Origin of the sequence: Oceanobacter sp. 3_MG-2023, assembly GCF_030688925.1 — a bacterium.
Classification (GTDB): domain Bacteria; phylum Pseudomonadota; class Gammaproteobacteria; order Pseudomonadales; family Oceanobacteraceae; genus Oceanobacter.
Window position 1 is genome coordinate 61,660 of record NZ_JAUYVX010000010.1, and the last position, 25,657, is coordinate 87,316.

20 protein-coding genes are annotated in these 25,657 nt (G+C 54.4%); 11 read left to right on the forward strand and 9 right to left on the reverse strand.

Annotation, left to right across the window (positions count from 1 at the left end):
• The first annotated feature begins 4 nt into the window (after positions 1–4).
• From Q8W32_RS10505 to Q8W32_RS10535, 7 genes are all read left to right on the forward strand, one after another.
• Positions 5–3,256 carry a type I restriction endonuclease subunit R gene (locus tag Q8W32_RS10505; protein WP_305414856.1) on the forward strand — a complete coding sequence of 1,084 codons (3,252 nt, stop codon included), beginning with the start codon at positions 5–7 and terminating at the stop codon, positions 3,254–3,256.
• A 365-nt stretch (positions 3,257–3,621) separates the two neighbouring features.
• Positions 3,622–3,693 (forward strand): pyrroloquinoline quinone precursor peptide PqqA, encoded by a 72-nt coding sequence (gene pqqA / locus Q8W32_RS10510; protein WP_283171941.1) that lies wholly within the window; start codon positions 3,622–3,624, stop codon positions 3,691–3,693.
• Positions 3,694–3,879: 186 nt separating this feature from the next.
• Entirely contained in the window at positions 3,880–4,794 is a 915-nt protein-coding gene (gene pqqB, locus Q8W32_RS10515) for a pyrroloquinoline quinone biosynthesis protein PqqB (RefSeq protein ID WP_303433993.1), read from the forward strand.
• A 182-nt stretch (positions 4,795–4,976) separates the two neighbouring features.
• On the forward strand, positions 4,977–5,756 hold the full coding sequence (gene pqqC, locus Q8W32_RS10520; RefSeq protein WP_305414857.1) for a pyrroloquinoline-quinone synthase PqqC: 780 nt from the start codon (positions 4,977–4,979) through the stop codon (positions 5,754–5,756).
• Positions 5,753–6,025, forward strand: a complete 273-nt coding sequence (gene pqqD, locus Q8W32_RS10525; RefSeq protein ID WP_305414858.1) for a pyrroloquinoline quinone biosynthesis peptide chaperone PqqD — start codon at positions 5,753–5,755, stop codon at positions 6,023–6,025. Before pqqC ends, pqqD begins: the two co-directional genes overlap by 4 nt.
• Complete coding sequence (gene pqqE, locus Q8W32_RS10530) at positions 5,997–7,190, forward strand: pyrroloquinoline quinone biosynthesis protein PqqE (protein WP_303433990.1); 1,194 nt, start codon at positions 5,997–5,999, stop codon at positions 7,188–7,190. The genes pqqD and pqqE overlap by 29 nt, the downstream gene beginning before the upstream one ends.
• A 2-nt stretch (positions 7,191–7,192) precedes the next feature.
• Positions 7,193–9,226, forward strand: coding sequence for a S9 family peptidase (locus Q8W32_RS10535; protein WP_305414860.1), 2,034 nt, complete (start codon positions 7,193–7,195; stop codon positions 9,224–9,226).
• A 193-nt stretch (positions 9,227–9,419) separates the two neighbouring features.
• Here the strand turns inward: Q8W32_RS10535 and Q8W32_RS10540 are convergent, their stop codons facing one another.
• Entirely contained in the window at positions 9,420–9,971 is a 552-nt protein-coding gene (locus Q8W32_RS10540) for a hypothetical protein (protein ID WP_303433988.1), read from the reverse strand.
• 284 nt (positions 9,972–10,255) lie between these two features.
• Between Q8W32_RS10540 and Q8W32_RS10545 the strand changes: the two genes are divergently transcribed.
• Positions 10,256–10,909, forward strand: a complete 654-nt coding sequence (locus Q8W32_RS10545; protein WP_303433987.1) for a cytochrome b/b6 domain-containing protein — start codon at positions 10,256–10,258, stop codon at positions 10,907–10,909.
• 166 nt (positions 10,910–11,075) lie between these two features.
• Here the strand turns inward: Q8W32_RS10545 and Q8W32_RS10550 are convergent, their stop codons facing one another.
• The 5 genes from Q8W32_RS10550 to bioF form a co-directional block, all read right to left on the reverse strand.
• A complete protein-coding gene (locus Q8W32_RS10550; protein ID WP_303433986.1) occupies positions 11,076–11,537 on the reverse strand; it encodes a cytochrome c in 462 nt (153 codons plus the stop codon).
• 339 nt (positions 11,538–11,876) lie between these two features.
• Positions 11,877–12,704 (reverse strand): dethiobiotin synthase, encoded by an 828-nt coding sequence (bioD, locus tag Q8W32_RS10555; RefSeq protein WP_305414862.1) that lies wholly within the window; start codon positions 12,702–12,704, stop codon positions 11,877–11,879.
• Positions 12,705–12,708: 4 nt separating this feature from the next.
• Entirely contained in the window at positions 12,709–13,590 is an 882-nt protein-coding gene (locus tag Q8W32_RS10560; RefSeq protein ID WP_305414863.1) for a methyltransferase domain-containing protein, read from the reverse strand.
• Positions 13,587–14,417: a hypothetical protein gene (locus tag Q8W32_RS10565; protein WP_305414864.1), complete on the reverse strand. Its 831-nt coding sequence runs from the start codon at positions 14,415–14,417 to the stop codon at positions 13,587–13,589. Before Q8W32_RS10565 ends, Q8W32_RS10560 begins: the two co-directional genes overlap by 4 nt.
• Positions 14,414–15,679 carry an 8-amino-7-oxononanoate synthase gene (bioF, locus tag Q8W32_RS10570; RefSeq protein ID WP_305414866.1) on the reverse strand — a complete coding sequence of 422 codons (1,266 nt, stop codon included), beginning with the start codon at positions 15,677–15,679 and terminating at the stop codon, positions 14,414–14,416. Before bioF ends, Q8W32_RS10565 begins: the two co-directional genes overlap by 4 nt.
• Positions 15,680–15,933: 254 nt before the next feature.
• Between bioF and bioA the strand changes: the two genes are divergently transcribed.
• The gene (gene bioA / locus Q8W32_RS10575; RefSeq protein WP_370693680.1) at positions 15,934–17,289 is read left to right on the forward strand and encodes an adenosylmethionine--8-amino-7-oxononanoate transaminase; all 1,356 of its coding nucleotides are present in this window, start codon (positions 15,934–15,936) and stop codon (positions 17,287–17,289) included.
• A gap of 55 nt (positions 17,290–17,344) precedes the next feature.
• Here bioA and Q8W32_RS10580 read toward each other — a convergent pair whose 3' ends face one another.
• Both Q8W32_RS10580 and ercA read right to left on the reverse strand, forming a co-directional pair.
• Positions 17,345–19,090 (reverse strand): NahK/ErcS family hybrid sensor histidine kinase/response regulator, encoded by a 1,746-nt coding sequence (locus Q8W32_RS10580; RefSeq protein WP_305414867.1) that lies wholly within the window; start codon positions 19,088–19,090, stop codon positions 17,345–17,347.
• On the reverse strand, positions 19,074–20,237 hold the full coding sequence (gene ercA / locus Q8W32_RS10585) for an alcohol dehydrogenase-like regulatory protein ErcA (protein WP_303433980.1): 1,164 nt from the start codon (positions 20,235–20,237) through the stop codon (positions 19,074–19,076). Before ercA ends, Q8W32_RS10580 begins: the two co-directional genes overlap by 17 nt.
• A gap of 402 nt (positions 20,238–20,639) precedes the next feature.
• On the opposite strand from ercA, the gene Q8W32_RS10590 reads away from it, so the two are divergent.
• Complete coding sequence (locus tag Q8W32_RS10590) at positions 20,640–21,605, forward strand: hypothetical protein (protein WP_305414868.1); 966 nt, start codon at positions 20,640–20,642, stop codon at positions 21,603–21,605.
• Positions 21,606–21,695: 90 nt separating this feature from the next.
• Here the strand turns inward: Q8W32_RS10590 and Q8W32_RS10595 are convergent, their stop codons facing one another.
• Positions 21,696–23,834 carry a 4Fe-4S binding protein gene (locus Q8W32_RS10595; protein WP_305414869.1) on the reverse strand — a complete coding sequence of 713 codons (2,139 nt, stop codon included), beginning with the start codon at positions 23,832–23,834 and terminating at the stop codon, positions 21,696–21,698.
• A 477-nt stretch (positions 23,835–24,311) separates the two neighbouring features.
• Here Q8W32_RS10595 and Q8W32_RS10600 point away from each other — a divergent pair, with 477 nt between their 5' ends.
• On the forward strand, positions 24,312–25,412 hold the full coding sequence (locus Q8W32_RS10600; protein WP_305414870.1) for a porin: 1,101 nt from the start codon (positions 24,312–24,314) through the stop codon (positions 25,410–25,412).
• The last annotated feature ends 245 nt before the right edge of the window (positions 25,413–25,657 follow it).

Sequence of the window (25,657 nt, forward strand, 5' to 3'; positions counted from 1 at the left end):
GGATATGGGTAAAGCTAACGAGTCAACTTTTCAAAACGACATCATCAAACAGCTAATCGCTAACGGCTGGTTGCTTGGTCAGCCCTCTGGCTATAACCGCAAGCTGGCGCTGTATGAAGAGGACTTGCTCGGTTTTGTACAAGAGACTCAGCCAGAACAATGGCAAAAATACGGCAAACTCTATCCGCAAAACCCGGAACAACACTTTTTGGAACGGGTGGCTGCTCAGTTATCCAAGGCAGACCCGAATGCCGCCAGCAAGGATCTGCGCACCTTTGGCACGCTGGGTGTGCTGCGTAATGAGCTGAAAGATCGCGGCACTCGTTTCCGTCTCTGTCAGTTCAGGCCGGATCATAATCTCAACCCAGATACCTTGGTGCGCTACCAGAAGAACCGTCTGCGGGTGGTGCCTGAATTGGTGTATAGCCCTTATGCCACCGAGGCGCATCTGGCTGAAACAGGCAAACAGGCCAAAAAATGGCGCATCGACCTGGTGTTGTTTCTTAATGGTTTGCCTGTCGCCACGCTGGAACTGAAATCCGAGTTCAAGCAGGCGGTTAATAATGCGATCAAGCAATACAAACTGACCCGCCTGCCGAAAGACCCCATCACGAATAAACCTGAACCGCTGCTTACCTTTAAACGCGGCGCGTTGGTGCATTTTGCGGTCAGCCAATACGAAGTGTATATGGCGACAAAACTGGAGGGGGCGAACACCTTCTTCCTGCCGTTCAATAAAGGCACTGCCGCGGGAGCGGCGGGTAATGATATTCCTGCTGATCCGAATGAATATGCCACGGCTTATCTGTGGCATGAGGTGCTGGCTCCCGATAATCTGCTGAAAATTCTGGCGAAGTTTGTTCATCTGCAAATCGAAGATAAAGAAGACTGGCAGGGTAAAAAGAGTAAGAAAGAAACCATGATCTTCCCCCGTTATCATCAGTGGGATGTCGTTAATAAACTGGTCGGAGATGCTCGTGACAACGGCCCTGGCCATAAATACCTGGTGCAGCATAGTGCCGGCTCGGGTAAATCAAACTCCATCGCCTGGACCGCTCACCAACTCGCCTCACTGTATGATGCCAGGGGGGATAAACGCTTTCATTCGGTGATTGTGGTCACCGACCGTACCGTACTCGATGATCAGCTACAGGACACCATCTATCAGTTTGAACATGCCGATGGTGTGGTGGGGCGAATCAATAACAAAGAGGGCCAGGGTTCCAAATCAGAAAAACTGGCCACTGCGCTGGAAAATGCTCAGCCGATTATTATTGTGACTATTCAGACTTTTCCTTTTGTGCTGAAAGCGATTGAGAACAGCGTCAGCCTGAAAACACGTAACTATGCGGTGATTGCCGATGAGGCCCATTCATCCCAGTCAGGCTCGACTGCGCGGCAGCTGAAAGAAGTGTTGATGACCGACTCGACCGATCCGGTAGATGATGAGTTAACATCAGAAGATATTCTGGACGCTACCATCAGCGCCCGAAAAGGCTCACAAAACCTCAGTTATTTTGCCTTTACCGCCACCCCCAAATCGAAAACCCTGGAACTGTTTGGCCGCTTGCCTGATCCCGATTTGCCGGCTTCATCCACCAATAAGCCAGAGGCTTATCATGTTTACAGTATGCGCCAGGCGATTGAGGAAGGGTTTATCCTCGATGTGCTGAAAAACTATACCAGTTACAAGGTGGCGTATAACCTGGCGGAAAAAGCCCGAGAGCAGGATAAAGAGGTTGATAGCAAGCGAGCCAAGGTCAAACTGAACCAATGGGTGCGGTTGCATGATTACAATATTGCGCAAAAAGTGCAGGTGATTATCGAGCACTTTAAAACCAATGTGATGGGGCTGTTGGGCGGCCAGGCAAAAGCGATGGTGGTGACCAGTTCCCGTAAAGAAGCGGTGCGCTACAAATTGGCGTTTGACAAGTATGTGGCCGAAAATAAATACCAGAATATCACTGCGATGGTGGCTTTCTCTGCTGAGGTTGAGTTTAACGAGGATGACCCTAACGCCACGGGGCTTATTGGTGAGAAGTTTACCGAAAACAATATGAATCCCGCGCTCAAAGGGCGTGATATGCGTAAAGCCTTTGATTCTGATGATTATCAGGTGATGCTGGTTGCCAACAAGTTTCAGACAGGGTTTGACCAACCTAAGCTGTGCGCCATGTACGTGGACAAAAAACTGGGTGGTGTTGAATGTGTCCAGACTCTCTCCCGACTGAATCGAACCTATCCGGGCAAAGCCGAATCAGGCACCTTTGTACTGGATTTTTTTAACGATCCCCAGGATATTCTCGACGCCTTTCAACCCTATTATCAAACCGCTGAACTTACCGATGTTTCTGATCCCAATCTGGTTTATGACCTGTGTGAGAAGCTTAAAGCGCAGGGTGTTTTTACCTGGTGTGAGGTCGAACAGTTTTGTACGGCTTTTTTTGTTCCCAACAAGAGCAATGCGGCCATCAGTAATATCTGTAAACCGGCCGTTGAACGCTGGCAAAAACGTTACGCCTTGGCTATTGATGCCTATAAAACAGCAAAAGAGATGTTTGAGCGCTGCAAGGCGTCTGGTGATGCGGTGCTGATTGCCAATGCGGAAAACAGCTTTAAAGAATGCAAGCAGGAAAAAGACGCACTGGAGATATTCAAGAAAGATCTGGGCAGCTTTGTTCGTTTTTATGAGTTTATGTCACAGATCGTCGATTATGACGATAAAGAGCTGGAAAAGCTCAGCCTGTATGCGCGCCACCTTCGGCCCATGTTGCGGGAAAAAGTCAGTGACGATGATGATGTCGATCTGACTAATGTCGCCCTGAGCCATTACCGCCTGTCGAAGATTCGCCAGCAGGATCTCAAGCTGAAAGACGATGCGCCGGATTACACGCTTGACCCTAATACCGATGTTGGTTCTGCCAAAGCCAAAGATAAAAAAGAGGAGCTTTTGTCGGTTATTCTGCAGCGCCTGAACGAGTTGTTTGTTACCGATAACCTGACCGATGATGACATGCTCAACTATGCCCGCACCGTAGCGGACAAGGTGGGTGAAAATGATAGGGTCATGCACCAGATTCGCAACAACTCCTCGGAGCAGGCCTTTCTCGGCGATTTTCCGCAGGCGGTTGATGATGCGGTGATGGACAGCTCTGACGCACATCGGAACCAGATGATGCAGATCCTGAGTAATCCACAAGTGGCCCAAGGGTTTGCACGGGTGGTGTTTGATTTATTGGCGAACCAACAAAAATAGGTGTGCAGGTTCTGCCGGGATGATAGGGGGCGAGGTTTTGCCCAGGTGTTGGCCAGCGGTTCTTGTGGGGATCTTTAGCACGTCAAAAACCAATACTTTGGGCCTATATTCAGAGCGCTAAAGTAGACTTTTTTCTGTCCGGCAGGTGGCCGACACTGACTCTATCATCAGTAAGGGTCACTGGCCGTTGTGCCGGTGTGCTGCAAGGCTGGTGGTGGCCATCATCGGAATTCCCCATTCAGGGGGTGTACGACCTCCGGTGTGTATCCATAGACCCAAGGTGCTCTGGTGAACACCAAACACCTTTGGGAAGCTGTTCAGGGAGCAGGAATAATCCTGTTTCATAACAATAAGAGGAAACAACTATGTGGACTAAACCAGCCTACAACGACCTGCGTATCGGCTTCGAAGTAACCATGTACTTCAGCCACCGCTAATGTCTGCCAGAGCGGTAACGCTCTGGAAGACGGGAGTTTACTCCTGATTGCCCGAGTACGCTGCGGGCTGAAAGTGCCCGGGGTAGTTACTATTTCGGGCATTTTTTTCGGGCATTTTTAATGCTGCGATAGCCTCGGTAACAATGCGCGGTGCGTTTCTAACAAAAACAATAAACAGGCTTACTCATGAAAATTCATGTTCTCGGCTCTGCTGCCGGTGGCGGTTTCCCGCAGTGGAACTGTAATTGCGTTAACTGCAAGGGTTATCGGGATGGCACGATCAAGGCGACCGCCCGTACCCAGTCTTCTATTTGTGTGTCTGCGGATGGCGAACGCTGGCTGTTATTCAATACGTCGCCGGATATTCGTGCCCAGCTGGCCTCGTTTGCGCCATTACAACCGGCTCGTCAGGATCGCGATACCGGGATTCATGCCATTGTGCTGATGGATGCCCAGATCGATCATTCCACCGGCTTGCTGATGCTGCGGGAAGGTCTGCCGCTCGACGTGTACACCACGGCTCCGGTGCATGAGGATCTGAGCACGGGGTTTCCCTTGTTTACCATGTTGAAAAAATGGAACGGTGGCCCGCGGCATCATGATATTCCGCTGGATGGCCGTTCGTTCTCTATTCCTGGTATGGAAGCTTTGAAAATCACTGCCATGCCGCTTGATAGTAATGCTCCGCCGTATTCTCCCCGCCGTGGTAATCCGATGCCGGGGGATAATATCGGGGTGTTTATTGAAGATACTCTCACCGGTGGCAAGCTGTTTTATGCGCCGGGGTTGGGGGTGATTGAAGATCATCTGTTGCCCTGGATGGCGCAAGCCGACTGCCTGCTGGTGGACGGCACGTTGTGGACGGATGATGAAATGATCAATATGGGTCTGAGTCAGTCGACCGGGCAAATGATGGGGCATCTGGCGCAGTCTGGGGACGGCGGCATGCTGGATGTACTGGCCCAGTACCCGGACAAGCGTAAAGTGCTGATTCATATCAACAACACCAATCCGATCCTGAACGAAGAATCCGCCGAGCGCGCCATGGTTGAGGAACAGGGGGTTGAGATTTCCTGGGACGGTATGGAAATCGACATCTAACTGCTGTTAGCTGTTAAAATAGCGTGAATCAAAAGAAAAACAGAATATTTACAACAGAACATATAAAAAGAACATTAAAAGAAGAATATCCACCGGCAAGCGGTAAAAAGCCGGTGAGTAGGGGAAGCGCAGAACAATAACAATATCCCCAACCAGTAACCTCCCTGAGGTGGAGACATACCATGACAGAACACAGCAACAAGCAGCCCTGGTCCCGCGAAGAATTTGAACAACGCCTGCGTGCCAAAGGGGCGCTTTATCATATTCATCACCCTTATCATCAGGCGATGCACCACGGCGAATGCAACGAAGCGCAAATTCGTGGCTGGGTCGCCAATCGTTTTTATTATCAGATCAATATTCCGGTGAAAGACGCCAATATTCTGGCCAACTGTCGCGACCGGGATGAGCGCCGTATGTGGGTGCAACGGATTCTGGATCACGATGGTTTTGACGGTGCCCATGGCGGGATCGAAGCCTGGTTGATGCTCGGCGAAGCGGTGGGTATTGATCGCGAGACCATGTTGTCGCAAGAGCTGGTGTTGCCGGGTGTCCGTTTTGCGGTGGATGCCTATGTCAATTTTGCCCGGCGGGCCAGCTGGGAAGAAGCGGCCTGTTCTTCGCTGACCGAAATGTTTGCGCCGGAAATCCATCAGTCGCGGCTGGATACCTGGCCACAGAATTACCCCTGGATTGATGCTCAAGGCTTGCAGTATTTCCGGGGGCGGTTGAGCGAAGCCCGCCGTGATGTTGAGCATGGCTTGCGGGTTACGCTGGATCATTTTGTCACCCGGCAGCAGCAGCAGCAGGCGCTGGATATCCTGCAGTTCAAACTCGATATTCTCTGGACCATGCTGGATGCGATGACCATGGCTTACGATTACCAGCGCGCGCCGTATCACAATATCGAAGCCGATGGCATGGGCAGTCCGGTGCGTTATCACAAAGGGGCGTACCGATGATCAGGGCAGAGCAAATACCGGTTATGAACCGCCTGTACCGGATGCAATGGGAAGAAAGCCAGCAATCCCATGTGCTGTTGTACCCGGAAGGTATGGTGCAACTGAATGGCAGTGCTGGAGAAATCATGGCGCTGGTGGATGGCACCCGTTCCGGGGCCGATATTATTGCGGCGCTGGAACAGAAATTCCCGGAAGCCGGTGATCTGGGCGCTGATATTATCGAATTTCTGGGAGTTGCCCATGAGCACAACTGGATCACCTTTGACTAGCCCGGTTATTCAGCCATCGGCGGATAACCCCCACGCTGCGGGCCGCCCTTTCTGGCTGCTGGCCGAGCTGACCTATAAATGCCCGTTGCAGTGCAGTTATTGCTCCAACCCGCTTGATCTGAGTGGCAGTGGCACCGAACTCACCACCGACCAGTGGCTCAGTGTGTTTGAGCAGGGGCGCAAAATGGGAGCGGCGCAACTGGGCTTTTCCGGTGGCGAGCCGTTGCTGCGGCGAGATCTGGAAGTGCTGATTCGTGAAGCCCGCCAGATGGGCTATTACACCAACCTGATTACCTCGGGCCTGGGGATGGATGATCGCCGGGTGTCGGATTTTCGTGATGCCGGGCTGGATCATATCCAGGTCAGTTTTCAGGCTAGTACCGAAGAGCTGAACAATCAACTCGCCGGGAGCCAGAAAGCCTTTGCCCAGAAGCTGGCCATGGCGCGGGAGGTGAAAGCCCAGGGCTACCCGATGGTGCTGAACTTTGTGATCCATCGCGACAATATTGAGCAGATCGACAAAATCATCGAGCTGTCGATCGAGTTGCAGGCCGATTTTGTCGAGCTGGCCATTGCCCAGTATTACGGCTGGGCTTTTATTAATCGTGCGCACTTGTTGCCCACCAAGGCACAGCTGATCAAGGCTGAAGCCATTACCAACCAATATCGGGATCAACTGGATGGCCGTGGCCCGAAGCTGATTTTTGTCACCCCGGATTATTACGAAGAGCGCCCCAAGGGCTGTATGAATGGCTGGGGAAATATTTTTCTGACCATTGCTCCGGACGGTACGGCATTGCCGTGTCACAGCGCCCGTGAATTGCCCATACAGTTTCCGAACGTCAAGGATGAAGCGCTGGCGGATATCTGGTATCGCTCGACTGGTTTTAACCATTTCCGGGGTTATGAATGGATGAAGGAGCCGTGCCGCTCCTGTGATGAAAAAGAGAAAGATTTTGGTGGTTGCCGCTGTCAGGCTTTCAAGCTTACTGGTGATGCCGCCAATGCCGATCCGGTTTGCAGCAAGTCGGCGCACCACGGCAAGATCGTGGCCGCCCGTACCGAGGCGGAGCAGTTGGCGGCTGGCGTCGCGCCGTCGTCACCGTTGCTGGCGCGTAATAAACGCAACCAGCAGGCGGCTGTCGATATTATTGCCCGCGGATGATGATGGCCATCAGTGCCCAACAGGCTGCTGCCCAGGGCAAGCAATGGGCGGAACTGCGCAGCGCCGGCAGCTGGCTGGGCTGGCTTGAGTTTGATCCGGCAACAGCCACCAATCAGGTGCTGGTTGCTGCGCTGGACGAACAGCCGTTAGTTCCTGTGGTGGTCAGCCCGGCAGGGATGTCTGCCCGTAGCCGGGTGCATGAATATGGCGGTGGCAGCTGGTGTTTGTTTGCCAATGGGCTGATCTTTGTGAATGAGGCCGATCAGGGCTTGTACTTGGTTACGCTGACCGGGGATTTGCAGGCTGTGCCGGTTCCGCAGCGGTTATTTGTGCAGCCGGGCTGCCGCTATGGCGACCTGGTGTGGGATGAGCTTCACCAGCGGGTGCTGGCGGTTGAAGAGGCGCATTCGAGCACCCCGCAAGAACCGGTCAATCGTCTGGTGGCGCTGGCATTGGTCACGCTGCCGGGTCAGCCAGTACAGGCTGAGCGGCATCTGCTGGCGGAAGGCTGGGACTTTTATGCCAGCCCGACGCCTGCGGCCGATGGCCGTTATCTGGCCTGGCTGTGCTGGAATCACCCTCATCAGCCCTGGTTGTCGACCACGTTACAACGGGGCGAACTGGACAACGCCGGTGCCTTGCTGGCGGTCGAGACGGTCGCCAATCCGCAACAGGCCGAGGTTTCCTTGTGCCAGCCGGGTTTTCTGGGGGATGAGTTGTGGGTGGTGTCGGATCAGCCTGGTGACGTTGCGCTGTCTGGCAAGCCCGAGGATGAATCCTATTGGAACTTATACCGTTATCTTTTTGCGCCCTCTGTGGCATCCCCTGCAACATCTCTTACAGCACCTCCTGTCGCCGAAGTGGTGCATGCCCAGGCGGCTGAATTTGCAACGGCGCAATGGCAACTGGGGTTACGTCACTGGGTGGCAGGAGCCGATGGGGTGGTGGCCAGCTTTTTCCAACAAGGAGAGGCTGGCATCGGTTGGCTCAACCGTCGCAGCGGTGTTTTTGAATCCCTCTTATCACCGGATCACAAGGCAACGGCCCGTTACCACAGCCTGTGCTGGAATACTCACAGCGGCCGCTATTACGCCTTGCGGGAGTGCTGGGATTCTCCCACGCAACTGGTGAGCTGGGACTTGTCTGTTGCTGGCGAGGATCGAACCGCTGAAGGCCTTATCCGTCTGGATATCGGCCCAATGCCGCAAACGCTGACGCGCCCGCAGCGGTGCATGATCCCGGCTCCTGGAACAGCGGAGCAAACGCTGTTTGGCTGGTATTACCCTCCAACCGCTGCAACCGACGTATCCGGTAACGCGTATCAACCGGGCTTGATTATCCAGCTGCATGGTGGGCCAACGGCCATGGCGGACAGCAGCTTTGATCCACAAAAGCAGTTTTGGTGTGATCGTGGTTATGGTCTGCTGATGCTGAATTATCGCGGCAGCAGTGGGTTTGGCCGTCGTTATCGACAGGCCTTGGCCGGTCAGTGGGGGCTGACAGACGTGGACGATGTGCTGTTGGCCTGTCAGTACGCCCAGGCTCAGGGCTGGGCACAACCGGGCAGAATACTGGTGCGGGGCAACAGTGCCGGCGGCTATACCGTGTTGCGGGTCTTGTCGGATGACCGTGCCGCAGCGGCTGGCATCGGAGGCGGTGCCAGTCTGTATGGAATCAGCGATCTGGCTCTGTTAAATGCCCACACGCACAAATTTGAATCCCGCTATCTGCATTGGTTGATCGGCGATCCGGTTATGGACGCACAGCGTTATCGCCAGCGTTCACCGATTTTCCGGTTGGATCACTTTCGGCTGCCGGTGATTTTTTTTCAGGGACAGCAGGATCGTGTTGTCCCGCCGCCGCAGACGCGGCAGTTGTTTGAGGCTTTGCAAGCGCGCTCGGTCATTACCGATTATGTGTTGTTCAAGGGAGAAGGCCATGGCTTTCGCCAGCAAAAAAACCGGGCGACGGTATTGCAACGGGAATATGCGTTTTATCAGCAGTTATTGGGGGCTGATGCCGACGGGCTGGGCTGAACAGTAACAGCGGGGAAAAACCAGCAGAAAGAAAAACAACAGAAAAAAACCAGCGGTAATAAAAAGATTGATACCAGAACCAGAACCAGAACCAAAGAAAAGCAAAAGCCGGTTCTGGTGACGACGCCAGGTTATTCAGGCAAAACAATAACCAGGCATCGTCACGGCAAGAGCCAGCGCCACCCCTAACGTGTTATTCGATACGGCGACCTTGGAGAACCTTGCGTTCGGTGGTCTTTTCTTTCAGGGAATCGGCGTCTATCCATAACCGTGGTTGCGAATAGAGCTGGCCTTCACATTCTGTGGCCTGATTATCCACGGTGTAGTACCACTCACCGTCGTAATACACCTGGAAGTGATTGTCTTTATTACGCCCCAGCGAGGTGTAATCTCCCTGAGCAACACCTTGCTCGACACCAAAGGTAAGGGCTGTACCTTCTTCAAAGCTGACCGCCATAAAGTTCTCGTCGACCTGAACAGCAACGCCGGGAGTCCAGGATGGTACTACCACTTCATGCACCAGTTGTCCTTGACGACGAATCAGTTTGCCGCTGGATATGTTTTTTTCGACCATTCTGAACTGGCGTTCAGCCCGGAAGGGCGGACAAACATAATACTGCAGTTGTTGCAGGTCGGCGTTATTAAAGCCTTCGCTGTAACGTAACTCTTGGGTAAACGGAATATATGATTGATGGCTACAGGCAGTCAGCAGTAAAAGGCAGCTTGCCGAGACGATTGTTCTCATGAAAATCCTCATGTCGTAACCTTGATCAGTACATTTAAAATATCAGCATGTTGCCAGATCGCCTGTATTGCCGATCAGCATTCAACATGCATAAGGTTTATTATGCCAGTCATTGACAGGTTATGGGCAACAGCAGGGCCATGATTATGGATAAATCTGTCAAATCAAGATAGCAATCAGCGCTCTTGTGTTGTGCAAGAGCCGGTATTTCATAACATGATAGTACAACTGACCGCAGTCCATTGTGGCAATACAGTACAGGGTGTGACAGGAGAAAGGTGATTATGAAGGTTTGGGACAGTTTTGTTCGTGGGTATCACTGGTTGCAGGTGATGTTACTGGCGGGATGTTGGTGGACCGCAGAAGAAGGTGAAATGGGCTGGCATATGAGCCTGGCATCGTGTCTGGTGGCGCTCTGGATCACGCGGTTGGGGTGGGGATTGTTTGGTTCTTCCAATGCCCGTTTCAGCCAGTTTGTGCCGGGGCCGCAAGCTGTGATCCGTTTTTCCCGCACTATGCTGACCGGCAAGGAAATGCCACGGCATGCCGGACATAATCCGCTGGGTGCCTTGATGGTGGTGGCGCTGATGCTGTTGATTGCTGCGCAATGGGGCAGTGGACTCTTTGCAACGGATGAAATTTTTACCGAGGGACCTCTGGTTGAGATGGTCTCTGCAGATACCGCGACACTGTTGACCCAATGGCATCATCTGAATTTTGATCTGATTGTTGTGCTGGTGGTTTTGCATGTTGCTGCGGTGGTGTTTCATCAATGGCGTGGTGAGCCTCTGGTGCAGGCCATGATTACCGGCAAACGGAACGATTTGAGCGCAGCCGAAGCACCGACTCTGGTACCTGCATGGCGTGCCTGGGTGGTATTTTTGCTGTTGTGGGTGGTGAGTAACCGTCTGATTGTGGGCAGCTGGTGGATTTGGTAAGTCGACAGAAAGTTATGTGATATTGATGAAATGTTGATGAGGTGTTGATGTAACAGAGCGGCGGGTAACAGGGCAGTCCCCGCCGCAGTACCCGACGACACAGGGTTTGGCCATGTCGGCGGGTTGAGTCATACCGGCCTGACGTGGTCAGGCCCGGAATCAGCTACTAGCGGTTTTTAAAGTCGGTGTGGCAGCTTTTGCAGTTTTTGGCTGCTTCCATAAAGACAGGCTTGATAGTGTCCATGTCGCCGGATTGTGCTGCTTTAGCCAATGCGCTTGAGTCTTTCTGGAACTTGGTCATTTTTTCTTCGAACAGTGCCGGTTTTTCCCAGACTGCCGGTTTGGCTTTGGTATCGCCTTTATCTGAGCCAGGTACGGTAAAACCTTCCATCGGCATTTTTGACAGTGCATCCAGGCTGTTGGCGCGGTATTGGAATTCCACGGCGTCAAAGTCTTTTTTGCCTTTGATCATGTCACCCATTTGACCAAAATGCGCAGCGACCAGGTGGAATACTGCCTGGCGGTATTCAATGGCGTCTTCAACTTCGTCGTTGCCGTGTGCGACTGCACTGAAAGTACAGGCAGAGGCAAGAGAGATGGCCATAAGTTGTTTGCTAATGATATTCATCAAGAGTCCTTCTATTGGTTGCTATTGGGAATTGTTATAGGGATTAAGCCGTCGATTCTGTCTTTGGATGGCAGAACTGCTCAGGCTATCAGCCAGGCTATTGGTCAGGCTGTTAGTCAGGCTGTTAGTCAGGCTGTTAGTCAGGCCAAGTAGCTATTACACCCGTATTATGTGGCTAATATACGACAACATAGTGTTGGATGGTCAGCATGCTGGCAAGAATCCGACCGATTTGTGAGATCTTTTACATTTGTTGACTTTCACGGCATTGCGTTGGCGGCATCACCTGATCCAGGGGGAGATGATGCCGGACGCCGGTCTTGTGTAGCAGGCTGGTGGTTATTCCCGGAACATGGCAGCCAGTGACTGGCTGGCCATCATTGCGGCTTCGGCTTTGGTATCGACAGCCTGCTGGATTGAAATATCATCTGGACTGGCCAGAGTGCTCTGGTAAGGCACATGGCCCAGCAAGGGGATACGTTGCTGGCTCAGTACCTCGGTTAGATAGTCGAGATTATCCTGCTCCACCACCATGGAGGGATTCAGGCTGTTGGCGATCCAGCCTGTGAGCGTCAGGCTCCGGGCGCGAATGGCTTCAACACTGAGTAAGGCATGGTTGATACAACCCAACCGTAAACCCACCACCAGAATCACTTCCAGTGGCTGACGGTCAGCGCTGCGGTCGATGGCAACGGCGAGATCCGCGAGTGAATGGCTGGTGTTGATCGGCACCAGCCAACCCCCGGCACCTTCGATCAATTCAAAATTGGCTCCGGCACTGTCGAGAGAGTTTATACAGGCCTGGGTCAGCTGATCCAGATGTAATGGCCGCTGTTCCTGGCGGGCAGCAATATGAGGGGCTATGGCAGCCTGGAAGGCAACCGGGTTATGACTGGTATAGGGCTGCTCGACGCTACTGAAACGCTGTAACAGCAGTGCATCGTCATTACACCATTGTGGTTGCTGCGGTTGGTCCGGGCTGGCCATCCATGTGCATCCCGCGGCAACGGGTTTCAGCCCAAAAGTGCGATAACCGGCTCTGCTCGCGGCAGCCAGCAAGGCGGCAGATACCAGCGTTTTACCCACATCGGTGTCGGTGCCGGTAATAAAAAGGCGGCGCGGAGGCAGGGCTGGCCCGGTGGTGGAAGGGGGAGTCGTATGGGTCATGGGGTTATCCGTGATCAGGTTTGGTGGCCAGTATCCAGCCCAGTTGGTAACTCAGGGGACACTGGCCGTTGGCCGCTTTGGGGTAGTACTGGTCAAACAAGCGAATGAGCTGGCGACCGCCCAGACCAGGGCGACGGTCACTGTTGACGTTGGTGGCACCAATGGCTTTTAACGCTTTTAACAGGCTGAGAGTGTCCGGGTAATGCTCCTGATAACAGCTCTGACGTTGTTGCTGAATAATAAAACCGGCCTGTAATAGCGCCCTGGCCAGCTCTGTGTCACTGGTAAAGTGATTGATATGGCGGAAATGATCAATGTGTTGCCAGGTGGCGGCAATTTCGGCGTGGGTGCCGGGTAACAGTGTGGCGATGGCCAGCGTGGCCCCCGGTGCCAGTACTCGATACCACTCGGTCAGGGTCTGTTGCGGGTGTTCGCTCCATTGCAGCATCAGGCTGGAGATGGCACCACAAGGGGGCTGCTGGCTTGCGTCGGTGCTGGCATTCGTGACGGTATTCCGGTAACGGCCGTCAGGCAGCGGGAGTTGGTCTGCATCGGCCAGTAGCAGGGTGCGGGAAGTCAGCTCACCAGTGGCCGCGGCATGGGGGTAAAGCGGCCGCTGGCGGGCAACCGTCAGCATGCCTGCGGCCATATCGATCGCGGTAATATGCTCGGCCCCCAGAGTCGACAGCGGCTCGAAGGCGGTACCGGTACCACAACCGATATCAAGCCAGTGTCCGTGCAGGCCTTCCGGTTGCTGTTGTTGCAGGTAGTGCATTAATTGCTGTTGTGCCCATTGCTGCACCGTGGCGGCCTGGTCATAGCTGTTGGCGGCGCGGCTGAACTGCTGGCTGACCTGGCGTTTATTACGCATCAGGGGTGGCTTCATTGTGGTGTTCCGACGCTGTGATCAAGCAGTTGGAGCAGGGCGTCTTGCAGGGAAGGAATCGTCGTTTCTTCCACCAGCAGTGCGTGGCTCTGGCCGGCCTCCGCCAGCAAGCCGTGGCTGGAGGTTAATCCGGCTGGGCGTAAGGCATCCTGCTGGCTGTAACAGGCCAGTCGGGGCATGCCGGGCTGCTGTTTGTCGAGCTGTGCATCGTCCAGCTGATATTGGGTTAACCAGTCCAGCGAGGTGGCGAGCAGTGCGGCCTGGGTGCTGTCCAGTTGGGCGTTGGCAAGGGTGGTCATATTACTGCGCGCTTGCTCCGCTCCCTGGCAACATAACGCCAGGAAGCGTTTCAGGGTTTTGGCCGGGAAGCGCTCAAGGCTGTTGCGGAAGCCGGTAAAGGCCGCGGCATCCATACCCTGCTGCGGGGCTGTTGGCTGGCTCAAGAAATGATGGCCCGTGGCCATGGTGCACAATGCCCGTGCGCTGATGGCCGGTTTGGTTTGCTGGGCCGACGGTTGGCTTAATGCGGCATGGGCCAGCGCGCCGCCCAACGACCAGCCGACCCAGATCGCATCGGCCGTCGCGGATTGTTGCAGCAGGCGGGTGGCATCGCTGCATACCGGTGTGCTGTTGAACCGGGTCAGCTGTTGATAAAACACCGGATAGTCGAGGCCCAGGTGCACACCGGGCAACCGACTCAGTAATGGCTCAAATACGGTGGCTTTGAATCCCCAGCCGGGGAGCCAGTACCATACGGGGCCGGTATCCGCACTGGATTGTGAATGGGCGGCGGCGGCCAGTGGTTGCCAGATATCGGCCGGGTTCACAATGTCTCTCCCTGTGGGTCTGATGACCGGATGTCGGCTGCGGGGAGGCGCAGCGACTCTGGTATCAGCTCATCCAGTGCTGTCAGTAACTGGTCAATCTGGGCGGTGGTATGGGCTGCGGTCAGGGTGATACGTAGACGGCTGCTGCCATTGGGAACGGTCGGTGGTCGAATGGCTGTTACCCATAGGCCACGCTGCTGCAGTTCGGTACTGATGGCCATGGCGCTGGCTTCGTCGCCAATCATCAAGGGTTGAATCGGGGATTCTGACGGCATCAGGGCAAGCCCGAGCTGGCTGGCACGTTGGCGAAAATAGCCAATATGCTGGTGTAATGTGTGTCGCAAGCTATCGTCTTGCAGGCGTTCGAGGTTCGACAGCATGGCTTCGGCCACCGCTGGCGGTAACGCAGTCGTGTAAATATAGGGGCGAGCAAACTGCACCAGATAATCGATCAGTGCCTGATCACCGGCGACAAAGGCACCAAAGCCGCCAAGGGCTTTACCCAATGTGCCTATGTACACCGGCAGTTGTTCGCTGCTGAGATCAAAGGCCGAACGCACCCCGGCACCTTGTTTGCCAATAATCCCCAGCCCGTGAGCGTCATCAACCATCAACAAGGCCTGTTGCTGCTGGCAAATCTGGCTGAGCCGGGCGACATCGGCAAGGTCGCCATCCATGCTGAAAATACTGTCGCTGACCACCAGTGTCAGTGGTTGTTTTGCTATCTCTTGTTGTGCTTGTTGCATCAGCGATTGGCGCTGTATCAGCCGTTGTTGCAGCTGATCGTAATCCAGATGGCGGTAACGCAGAAAATCGGCGCGGCTGAGTAACGCCCCATCGATCAGTGAAGCATGGTTCAGCTTGTCTTGCAGAATCAGGTCGCCGCGTTGGGTCAGGGCATTGATGCAGCCGACATTGGCCATATAGCCGGTGGAAAACAGCAGCGCGGCCGGATAGCCAGTGTGCCTGGCCAGCGCTCGTTCCAGTTCGTCGTGGGCGCTGGAATGGCCACATACCAGATGCGACGAGCCGCTTCCCAGGCCCCAGCGCTGGGCGCTTTGCGCCAGGGCGTTGGCACCACCCATCGCCAGCCCAAGATAATCATTGCTGCAAAAATTGATCAGCGGCTGCCCATTGCGTTGAACCACTGGCCCTTGCTGGCTATTGAGGGTTGAACGCTGACGCCATTGGTCGAGTTGGCGGCGCTGTTGACTGGCGTGATTGAGACGACGTTGCCAGGGCGTGGAGCAGGAATTGGGCATGGGAGCGGATTAACCTGTTGATGAGGTGGCGGTCAGGTGGCGATTAAAAGGCAGTATTGGGTTGCTTGACAATAAGACGGTGACAGAACAGGTCAATACGGTCAGCCCGGTTTGGTTTACTAATGGTGAGGCTGGCTCCGACTGTTTAGCTCAAAAGAGGAAATCACGCCGTTGAATCGATCTGTTATCGGGTTGTAGCGGAGTTAATGGCTGAAATCCGTTAACCTTTCTGCCATTGATTTCAGTGAGAGCAGATGATGACAGGCCATGACCACTCCAGCGCCAAACCCTGGTCAAACCCGGCGTTAAGCGATAGCGAATTTGACCACCAGCATTTATGGCACCCCTACAGTTCGATGACCACCCCGGCTCCGGTATGGCAGGTGGCTTCTGCCAGTGGTGTACGGTTACGCCTGAGCGATGGTCGCGAGCTGATCGATGGCATGGCCTCCTGGTGGTGTGCGGTACATGGTTACAATCACCCGCGTCTGAATCAGGCTGCCACCGAGCAGCTGGAGAACATGTCCCATGTGATGTTTGGCGGTCTGACCCATGGCCCGGCGATTGAGCTGGGGCGGCGGCTGGTGGCCCTGACACCAGCGGGGCTGGACAAGGTCTTTCTGGCCGATTCCGGCTCGGTGGCGGTTGAAGTGGCCATGAAAATGGCCATCCAGTACCAGCAGGCGCGGGGAAAACCGGCCAAGCAACGACTGCTGGCGCTGGAGCGTGGTTATCATGGCGATACCATGGGGGCGATGTCGGTGTGTGACCCACGTCGGGGAATGCACCATCTGTTTGCCGGAGTCCTGACGGCCCAGCACTTTGTCCCTGAACCGCAGGCTGTTTACCCCAATGCTGACCAGCCGCAAGATACATCGGTACTGGCGGCGGACATTGCCGGGTTGCGCCAGAAGCTGGAGAGCTGTCACCAGGAGCTGGCCGCGCTGATTCTGGAGCCTGTTGTGCAGGGGGCGGGGGGGATGCGTTTTTATCATCCCGACTATTTGCGCGCCGCCCGACGTTTGTGTGATGAGTTTGATGTGCTGTTGATTGCTGATGAAATCGCCACAGGGTTTGGCCGCACCGGCAAGCTGTTTGCCTGTGAACATGCCGCTATTTCGCCAGATATCCTGTGTGTGGGCAAGGCTCTGACCGGTGGTTATATGACGCTGTCTGCCACACTGGCAACCACCGAAATTGCCACTACCATCAGCCAGGGAGAAGCTGGCTGTTTTATGCACGGCCCGACCTTTATGGGGAATCCGCTGGCATGCCGGGTGGCTTGTGAAAGTATCGACTTGTTACTGGATTCGGATTGGCAGGCTCAGGTACAGCGTATCGAACAGCAGTTGGAGCAGGGCTTGTCGCCGTTGCGAGGTCAGGCCGGTATTCGTGATGTCCGGGTGCTTGGAGCGATTGGTGTGGTGCAGCTGGAGCAGTTGGCCAATGTGGCAGAACTGCAGCCCTTGTGTGTAGCGCAGGGGATCTGGGTGCGGCCGTTTGCCGATTGTGTTTATGTGATGCCGCCATTTGTGATGGACAATGACGATCTGGCAACGCTGACAACGGGCATCCAGACGGCACTGGGGCAATATCTGGCTGGTTCGTAAGGCACGCCAGACAGGGGGCCTGACGTGTTTGCTCCGGGTTTACGGGTTTTTCGGGTTATTGTTCCAGTAAATAGGCCATCAGGGCGCGGAGCTTGGCCGGTTTGACCGGCTTGTTCAGACGGGTGGCTCCCAGTCGGGTGATTTCCTGACGCACGGTATCGCTGCGGTCAGCGGTAATAACGATCAGGGGGGTTGCCATAACGTTGCTGTCGGCGGCTGCCAGAGTGCGTATCACGCCGGTGCCGGTTTCATCGTGATCCAGATGATAGTCCGCCAGTACAATATCCGGACAGAAGTTGTGCCAGGCATCCTGGGCGACTTCGCCATTACTGGCGGTAATCACGTTACACCCCCAGGCCTGCAACAGGCTTTTCATACTGAGACGAATGGTTTCCTCGTTATCGATCACCAGTACCCGCACCCGATTAAGACGAGCACTGGCGGCCAGACCTTCCGGCACGGTGTCGGCACGATTGGCGGAGTGGCGGCCTTGTGGGTCATCAACACTTGCCTGTGGCACGGTGACGGAGAAACAGCTGCCAATCCCAACCCGTGAATGAATGGCCACCGGGTGATCCATCATACGGGCGATACGTTCAACAATGGCGAGGCCGAGGCCAACGCCTTTGCTGCGCCCCTGGTTGGCGTTGTCGAGCTGGCGGAATTCCCGAAAAATCTCTGTACGCTGGTGTTCGGCAATCCCCGGCCCGGAGTCACAAATCATCAGTTGCAGCTGGTCGCCACGGCGGCGACAACCTATCAGTACCCGCCCGGTGGGGGTATAGCGAATGGCATTACTGACGAAGTTGCGCAGGATGCGCATCAACAAGCGCGGGTCGCTGCGGATACGCAGGCTGCTGGGTACCATATGCAATTCGAGATTGGCTTGATGGGCCTGGGTCTGGAATTCGCTGTACAGGGTTTTGAGCAGGTCGTTGACGGCAAACTCTTCATGATCGGGGGTTACGGCATTGGCATCGAGGCGGGAAATATCCAGCAGGTCGGCCAGCAGTTCTTCGGCACCGGTCAGGGCGGTGTGAATACGTTCAACCAGAACCCGGTTGTCGTTATCCAGTGTGCGTTCTTGCAATGTGGCAACCAGCAGGCGGGCAGCGTTCATTGGCTGTAACAGGTCGTGGCTGGCGGCGGCAAGGTATTTGTCTTTGCTGGCGTTGGCGGCTTCGGCTTCCTGCTTGGCGGCCTGTAGTTCCCGGGTGCGGACTTCGACACGCTGCTCCAGTTCGTTATTGATACGGGCCATGGCGGCCTGGGCGCGTTTGCGTTCGGTAATATCATGCACGAAGACTTCGATCAGGCCCTGTTGCGGGTCTTTCAGCAGCACGTTGATCGACACCGCGACTGGTTCCATGCCCAGTTTGCGCTTGAAGCGGGTTTCGAATGATTGCTGGCGACCGAGCTGATTTACCTGTTGCATCAGTGTGTCCAGGTCTTGCGGATCGTGGAACAGGTCGTGGCGCAAGGAGGTGACGGAGTAGCGGAATTCGGTGGCATCCCGATAGCCACACATACGGGCGATGGCCGGGTTGGCACCACTGATACCGCCACTGGCTCTGGCCTGGAAGATGCCGTGCAGGGCGTTTTCGAACAGCCATTGATAGCGTTCTTTTTCGCTTTCCAGCTCATCAATCTTTTGCAGCAATTCCGGATAGTAGCTTTTGCGCGCCGAGAAGGCTCCAAGGCCAATCAGGTTTTGTACCAGGGCCTGGTCCTCTGCATTGTGCTCGTTGCTGTTTTGCGGCTCGTTGTTCACGTCAGAGGCTGGGTCATAACGCTTCCTCATAGACCACCTCTACATCTCGTTTGCTGGATTTTCTGGGGTTGGTCAGAATGCAGGGGTCGGTCAGTGCTTTGCCAGACAGTTCCGGAATATCGGCCAACCGCACGCCGGATTGCCCCAGGTTCTGGGTCAGACCCACTCTGGCCTTGAGCTGGCTGATGTTGTCGACCAACTGGCGGCGTATTTCGGTACTGGTCCGGCCTTTGGTCTGGATGCCCAGGGTTTCGGCAATCACCCGGAAGCGATCTTCTGCATGGCTGTAATTATAGTCTATCACTCGTTCGACCAGAATGGCGTTGCAGAGACCATGCGGTAAATCGAGATAACCGCCGAGGCTGTGGGACATGGCATGTACGGCCCCCAGAATGGCGTTGGAAAACGCCAGCCCGGCTTTGAGTGACGCCAGCATCAGCTGTTCGCGCAGGGCAATATCGGTAGGGTTGTCGACCAGCGCGGGCAGGTTGCCGGCCACCAGGCGGATGGCTTCCAGGGCATTCGTATCGGTGAGTGGGCCGCTGGCGGTGGATACAAATGCTTCGATGGCATGCACCATGGCGTCGATGCCAGTGCAGGCGGTTAAAAAGGGCGTCATCGTCAGCGTGGTTTCCGGGTCGATGAGGGAAACATCCGGTACCACTGCCTTGCTGATGATAGAGATTTTCATGCGGCTGTTCTGGTCGGAAATAATGGCAAACTGGGAAACGTCTGCCGAAGTGCCTGCGGTGGTCGGAATAAAAATCAGCGGCGGAATCGGCGAATGAATGCGGTCGACTCCTTCAAAAGTGAGAATATGCTGGCGGTTGACCGAGACAATGCCAATGCCCTTGGCGCAGTCCATCGGGCTGCCGCCGCCCACGGCAACAATCAGGTTGCAGCCTTCTTCATTATAGAAGGCGGCTCCGGCCATGACTTCTTCGGTTCTGGGGTTGGGACTGACGGCGGAGAAAACCCGGTAATCAATGTCCATTTCCTGCAGGCTGTTTTGTACATCGGCGACCCACCCGGAGGCGATTACACCGGGGTCGGTGACGATCAATACCCGCTGGGCGCCAAAATTCCGGGCGAAGTTACCTACGGTTTTGCGGGCTCCGACGCCAAAGATAATCTCCGGGGCAACAAACTTTCTCAGATTGGAAATGGAATCAGACATAAATAGAGGGTCCCGAAGCGTATGCGCAGAGTGCGTCATTATTCTTGTAATAATGGAAGACAGTAAACCGGTTCCTTACCTGAGGTAAAGGCTACGATAGCGTTAGGTATCTAGTGCCAAGGGGTTAGTCGGGCGGTAGATTCTTGCTGTTGCGCAGTGGCTATTGACATTATTTTCCAGAACGTCTGACAGTTAATTACCCGCCAAAGAGACAGACTGTGGCAACAGCGGCGGCCACCACTGTCCTCACCACTGTCCTGCACGGGTACGATTGTCCAATATAGAATATTGTCGACTCCATCACAAAGAGACTTCTGGATAGGTATGTTAGAGCCAACAAGTGTCAACCAATGTTGAGCGACTGCGTTGACAACAGAAATACCCTGATAAGGAGTCTGTTGTATGAAAGCACGTCTACGGTTTACGGCTGTTGTTTTTTCTTTGCTGCTCAGCGCTTGTGGCGGTTCTTCTGGCACTGGCAGTAGTGGTGGCTCAAGCGGTGATGGTGGCGATTCTTCCGGTATCACCCCGCTGCTGGAGGATACCAATCCGACCTTGAGCAGAGCCAGTTACGATGGTGAGAATACGGAGCTTGCACACAATACCCTGGTACAAGCATCGATCATTTATGATGAAGAAATTGACTACGATGAACCGGACCATCATTACTATCTTTATACCGCCCCGGCCAGCGGTTATATCAGTGTGATCCTGCATAGTGAGTTTCTACAAGGCAGTTCTGGCGATATAGCACTTGAGGTGGTGGAATATAACGCTCAACCAGCAGGTGACTTGTCATTTGAGTGGAGTGGTAATCAGGTGATTATATTTCCGGTCAGTGCTGGCTTGACATACCGTATTGCCATTTATCCCAATGTGACTTACGAGGATGAAGACGATGATAGCTATGACGAAGGCCAGGTTGACTATCAGCTGACGCTGTCTGATGTCAGCCGTCACCTGTTGGATATGAGCAGTACCGAGCATCTGGCTCTGGTGTTCTCAGACATTATGATCACGGACTGTGATGACGACAGTCACCCGATGAGTCTCGGTTACGATTACGCCCCTTTTGTCATTGAGCTGGATGCTGGCCATTTTGTCGGTGACCACTGGGGTTACTGGCAAATGCCGGACCCCCAGTCTGTCAGCCAGTCTGGCAATCTTATCCAGCTCAGTGCCGATTATCGTGTGTATATGAACGAACTCTTCACCATAGACAATACCCTGACCGCGCAAATCAATCTGTCTGACAATCGTTTTACGGGCGTCAGCGACTCCACCGCCAACATCAGTTACAACGGTAATGTGATCAGCAGTGAATGCCAGAGCTATCATTATGACGGCGAAGTGTTCTGGTTACTGTAACTGGCCAGGCTGTCCTTGCACGTGCTGTCCTTGGTGTGCGTAACCTGTTGCGATCATTCTGGTCGCAACAGGTTGTGCTTGCTGATGTTGTTATTGTGCCGCATCGGTTGCCAGTAACCTGGCCTTGGCTTGCCGCTGCTCCTTTTTTCGCGCACTGATGCTGTCTACACACTGGGTGTCGTCGCGCAGAATCACGACGCATTCCAGGCATTGGATGCACTCGTCGTAGTCGATTTCTCCATCCTTGCGAATGGCGTTGATTTCGCAACGGCGTTTACACAGCTGGCACGGCGTGCCACACATATCCACACGGTCGAGCATGTTCAGGCGGCGCAGTTTGCCAATAATGGCCAGACCGGCACCGAGTGGGCACATATAACGGCAGTAGAATTTGTGCACAAACATACTGGCCACCAGCAAGGCGACGGCGTACAGCACAAAGGGCCAGGCGCGATAAAAATAGAGGGTAATACTGGTTTTGAAGGGTTCGACTTCGGCCAGTTGTTCCGCCAGCGTCAGGGAATAAAACGCGGTTGCGACCAGTCCGGCCAGAATCGGGTACTTGATCAGAATCAGCTTGCGGTGCAGGGGTTCAGGGATACGCCGTTGACGAATGCCCAGCCGTTTGGCCAGTGCTGAGGCCATTTCCTGCAAGGCCCCAAAGGGGCAAAGCCAGCCACAGAACAGCCCGCGTCCCCAGATAAACAGACTGACAAAGGTGTAGCTCCACAGAATAAAAATCACCGGGTCGAGCAGGAAGATACCAAGGTTAAAGCCGTCGTACAGGTTCAGCAGCAGGGTATAGATATTGACGACCGACAGCTGCCCCTGGGCATAAAAACCGAGATAGGCGACGGTATACACCAGAAAACCCCAGCGAAAAACATGCATCGCACGGGGGAAACGGGTGAAATACCGCTGCCAGCTGAACAGGATGGTTAACAGAATCAGGCTGATGGTCAGCAGCGTGATTGACAGCCAGCGATCTTTCCACAGGCCGACCCAGAGTGGTGCCCGGGTGGTGGTTTCTATTTCAACCTGCTCAAACAGTTCAGCGGGCAAGGTTACCGGAATCTCAAAATGTGCCCGGTCGGTGATCAGGTGGTTGCGGGGCATCTCCATGTTCAGTATCAGGGCGGATTCGGCTCCGGGGTTAAAACCGGCGTTGCCACCGACCTGAAACAGGTTGGCCTGGGTAAAGGATGGAATGCCATCGGCGACCAGCTGGATATTGCGATCGAGCGCGTCCATATCACGCATTTCGACCGCCAACTGGCTTTGCTGGAGCGCCAGGCGGCCGGGTACGGTACCGGGGCGGAAATCAGCCGGTACATGGGTGAACAGTCCTCGTGACATAACCGCCAGCACTTGTTGGCCCGGCTTGAGAGATGCCTGCAGCTGGGCAAAACCTTCATCACCCAGCAGGTTGCGGCCAACGGAGGGGGCGTTGATATAGGCGTACCAGAGTTCGGTAAAGGCTTCGTCTTCTTCTGCATTACTCAGGGAAGGGTAGCTGCCAAGGTCGGTGCCTAATGCCCGTTCGGCATCTGCTTGATCCAGACGCCAATAGCCGATGTAGCCCCGGTCGAGCATTTCTTGCCAGTTCAGTGGTTCATATTTGTCCATGATCGGCTGGGTGGCCGCAGCCTGGGCAAAACCTTCCAGCTTGTGCCGGGCGACCTTGAGCGCCGACGATAACACCGTATCGTTGACGATAATGACCGATACCGTGGCTTTGGAGACGCCATCAAAATAGACCACGCCGTCGGTGGCATTACCACCGGCCTTGTTGCTGTCGATAACGATATGCTCTGTCAGTGAACGGCCTTCGTACTGGTTGATAAACCGGAACAGCGGCTCCTGCCCCAGACCGTGTAGAAAAACCGGTTCGTGATGTTCGAGGATATGGATGCCGGTGAATTGCCCGGTGGCACCCAGGCCGATCAACAACCGGATCGGTCGGCCGGAAAAACCTGGCAAATCAACAAGATCGGCAGATTCGTAGGCGTAACCCAACAGTTCATTCAGCTGATAGACCGGGTAAACCGGGTAGTCTTGCTGTTTGGCTTCAATACGGGTGGCTTTGGGAAACAGCTGCTGGATCAAATCATGGATGGCGGTTGGTGCTACCGAATGATCCACTGGTTCATTGGCCGTGCTGGTGGCTGGCCAGCTGGCGAGACTGCACAAGCAGGCCCACAACAGAACGTGTGCGTACCAGGGTCGCATAAGAATTCCTCGATTATTATTTTTATGACAATCCCCCCATCCTAGGCAGCAGGGCGACAGGCTCAATGCTTCTTTGGGGCCTGATAATGACCTACTAAAGCCTTATATGGCGTGGGGCATATGGTGTGGAACGAGGGCACCATGGCCTGCGCGCCGGGTCGCGGCGCGGCGTATTTCTAATACTAAGGTTTTAGGTGTCGCGACTTTAGAATCGGGATTTCTGTGCACCAATGAAGTGCAACCAAAGAGGGCGTGATTGTCGTTAAAGGGATGATAGCGGTAACGATACAGACAACGGATAGTGGCCAACGTTGTTCAGGGCGAGAGTCCTGCACCGCTTCAGAGTGTTCCTGTTTAAGATGGTTCGGGCCTGACCGGCCTGAACCATCTTTTTTCTGTACGGTAGCCAACAGCGCCGCAGAAAACGCAGGACCCTGACCCTGTACGACAAAAACAACACTATCAGGGCCATACAAAATGAAAAATAATAAAATCTTCAAGTTGCTGCCAATGGCAGCGGCGGTAGCTATCAGCGCACAGGCGTCTGCCGCTATCACGCTGTACGACCAGGAGGCGACCACCTTTTCTGTGGATGGTTTGTTCAATACCTTTTATGTCAACAGTGATAGCAGTGCTGACGGTACCAATGATGTATCCCAGTCCCGTGTCAAAATGGGCTTTTTACCCAATGTGATCGGTTTTAATTTCAGTAAAGAAGTGGATGGCCTGACCATGGGCGGCCGTTCTTCTTTCTGGGTCACCATCAACGATGGTAACTCCAATCTGACCGATTCCATGATTGATGTGCGGCAGTTCTATGCCACAGTCGATGGTGATTTTGGCCAGATTCTGATGGGTAAGGATTTCGCACTGTTTAACCGCGCCAATATTTTTGGCGATGAAATGTTGCTGGGCTTTGGTCAGACCATCACCACCACTGACGATGGCAACAACGTGTCTTTCGGTAATATTGGTACCGGCTATCTGTATCCTTTCCCTAACTCCCAGATTACCTACCGCATGCCGGCCATGGGAGGCTTTAACCTGGCTGTGGGTCTGATGGACCCGGCCAAGCGTTCAACGGCATCGGAAGAAAGCCGTCCCCGTATCGAAGCCGAAGCAACCTACGATATGGACTTTGATGGTGCTACCGCCAAAGCCTGGGTGGGTTATATGAACCAGGAATCGAAAGAAGCCGGTACCAAACTGACTTCCAGCGGCGTGTCTTACGGTCTGAATGTCAAGGTGGCGGGGTTGGCCCTGACTGCTTCCGGCTTTACCGCTGAAGGCGTTGGCGCGGCGGGTCTGAGTAATCTGGTTACCTCTGATGGCGCAGAAGTGGATGGCACCTTGTTGCAAGCATCCTATACCCACGGTGATAACCGCTTTGTGGTGTCCAAGGGCAAGAACGACGGCGGCACTACCGACGGTGGTTCTGATCTGGATCTGGAGAACAAAACCCTGGCCGTTTTCCATTCCATCAACAGCAATCTGACGCTGGTGGGCGAATGGGATAAAGCCGAGACCGCTACGGCGGATACAACAACCGTCGCACTGGGCGCGGTTGTTACTTTCTGAGTGTTTTATAGATAAGCACTGCCTGAAAAATCGGAACAAGGGACGGCTACGGCTGTCCCTTTTTTGTAGCTGGTTTAGTGGCTGGTTTAGTGGCTGGTTTTGTGGTTGGTTTAGTGGCCGCTGGCGATAAAACGACTGTAAAAAACGACTATAAAAAACGGCTTATGCACAAACGACTATAAACAAAACGGTTATAAATGACGTACTTTCAGATGAAGTATGTCCGGCAGTATTGAATGGCAAGG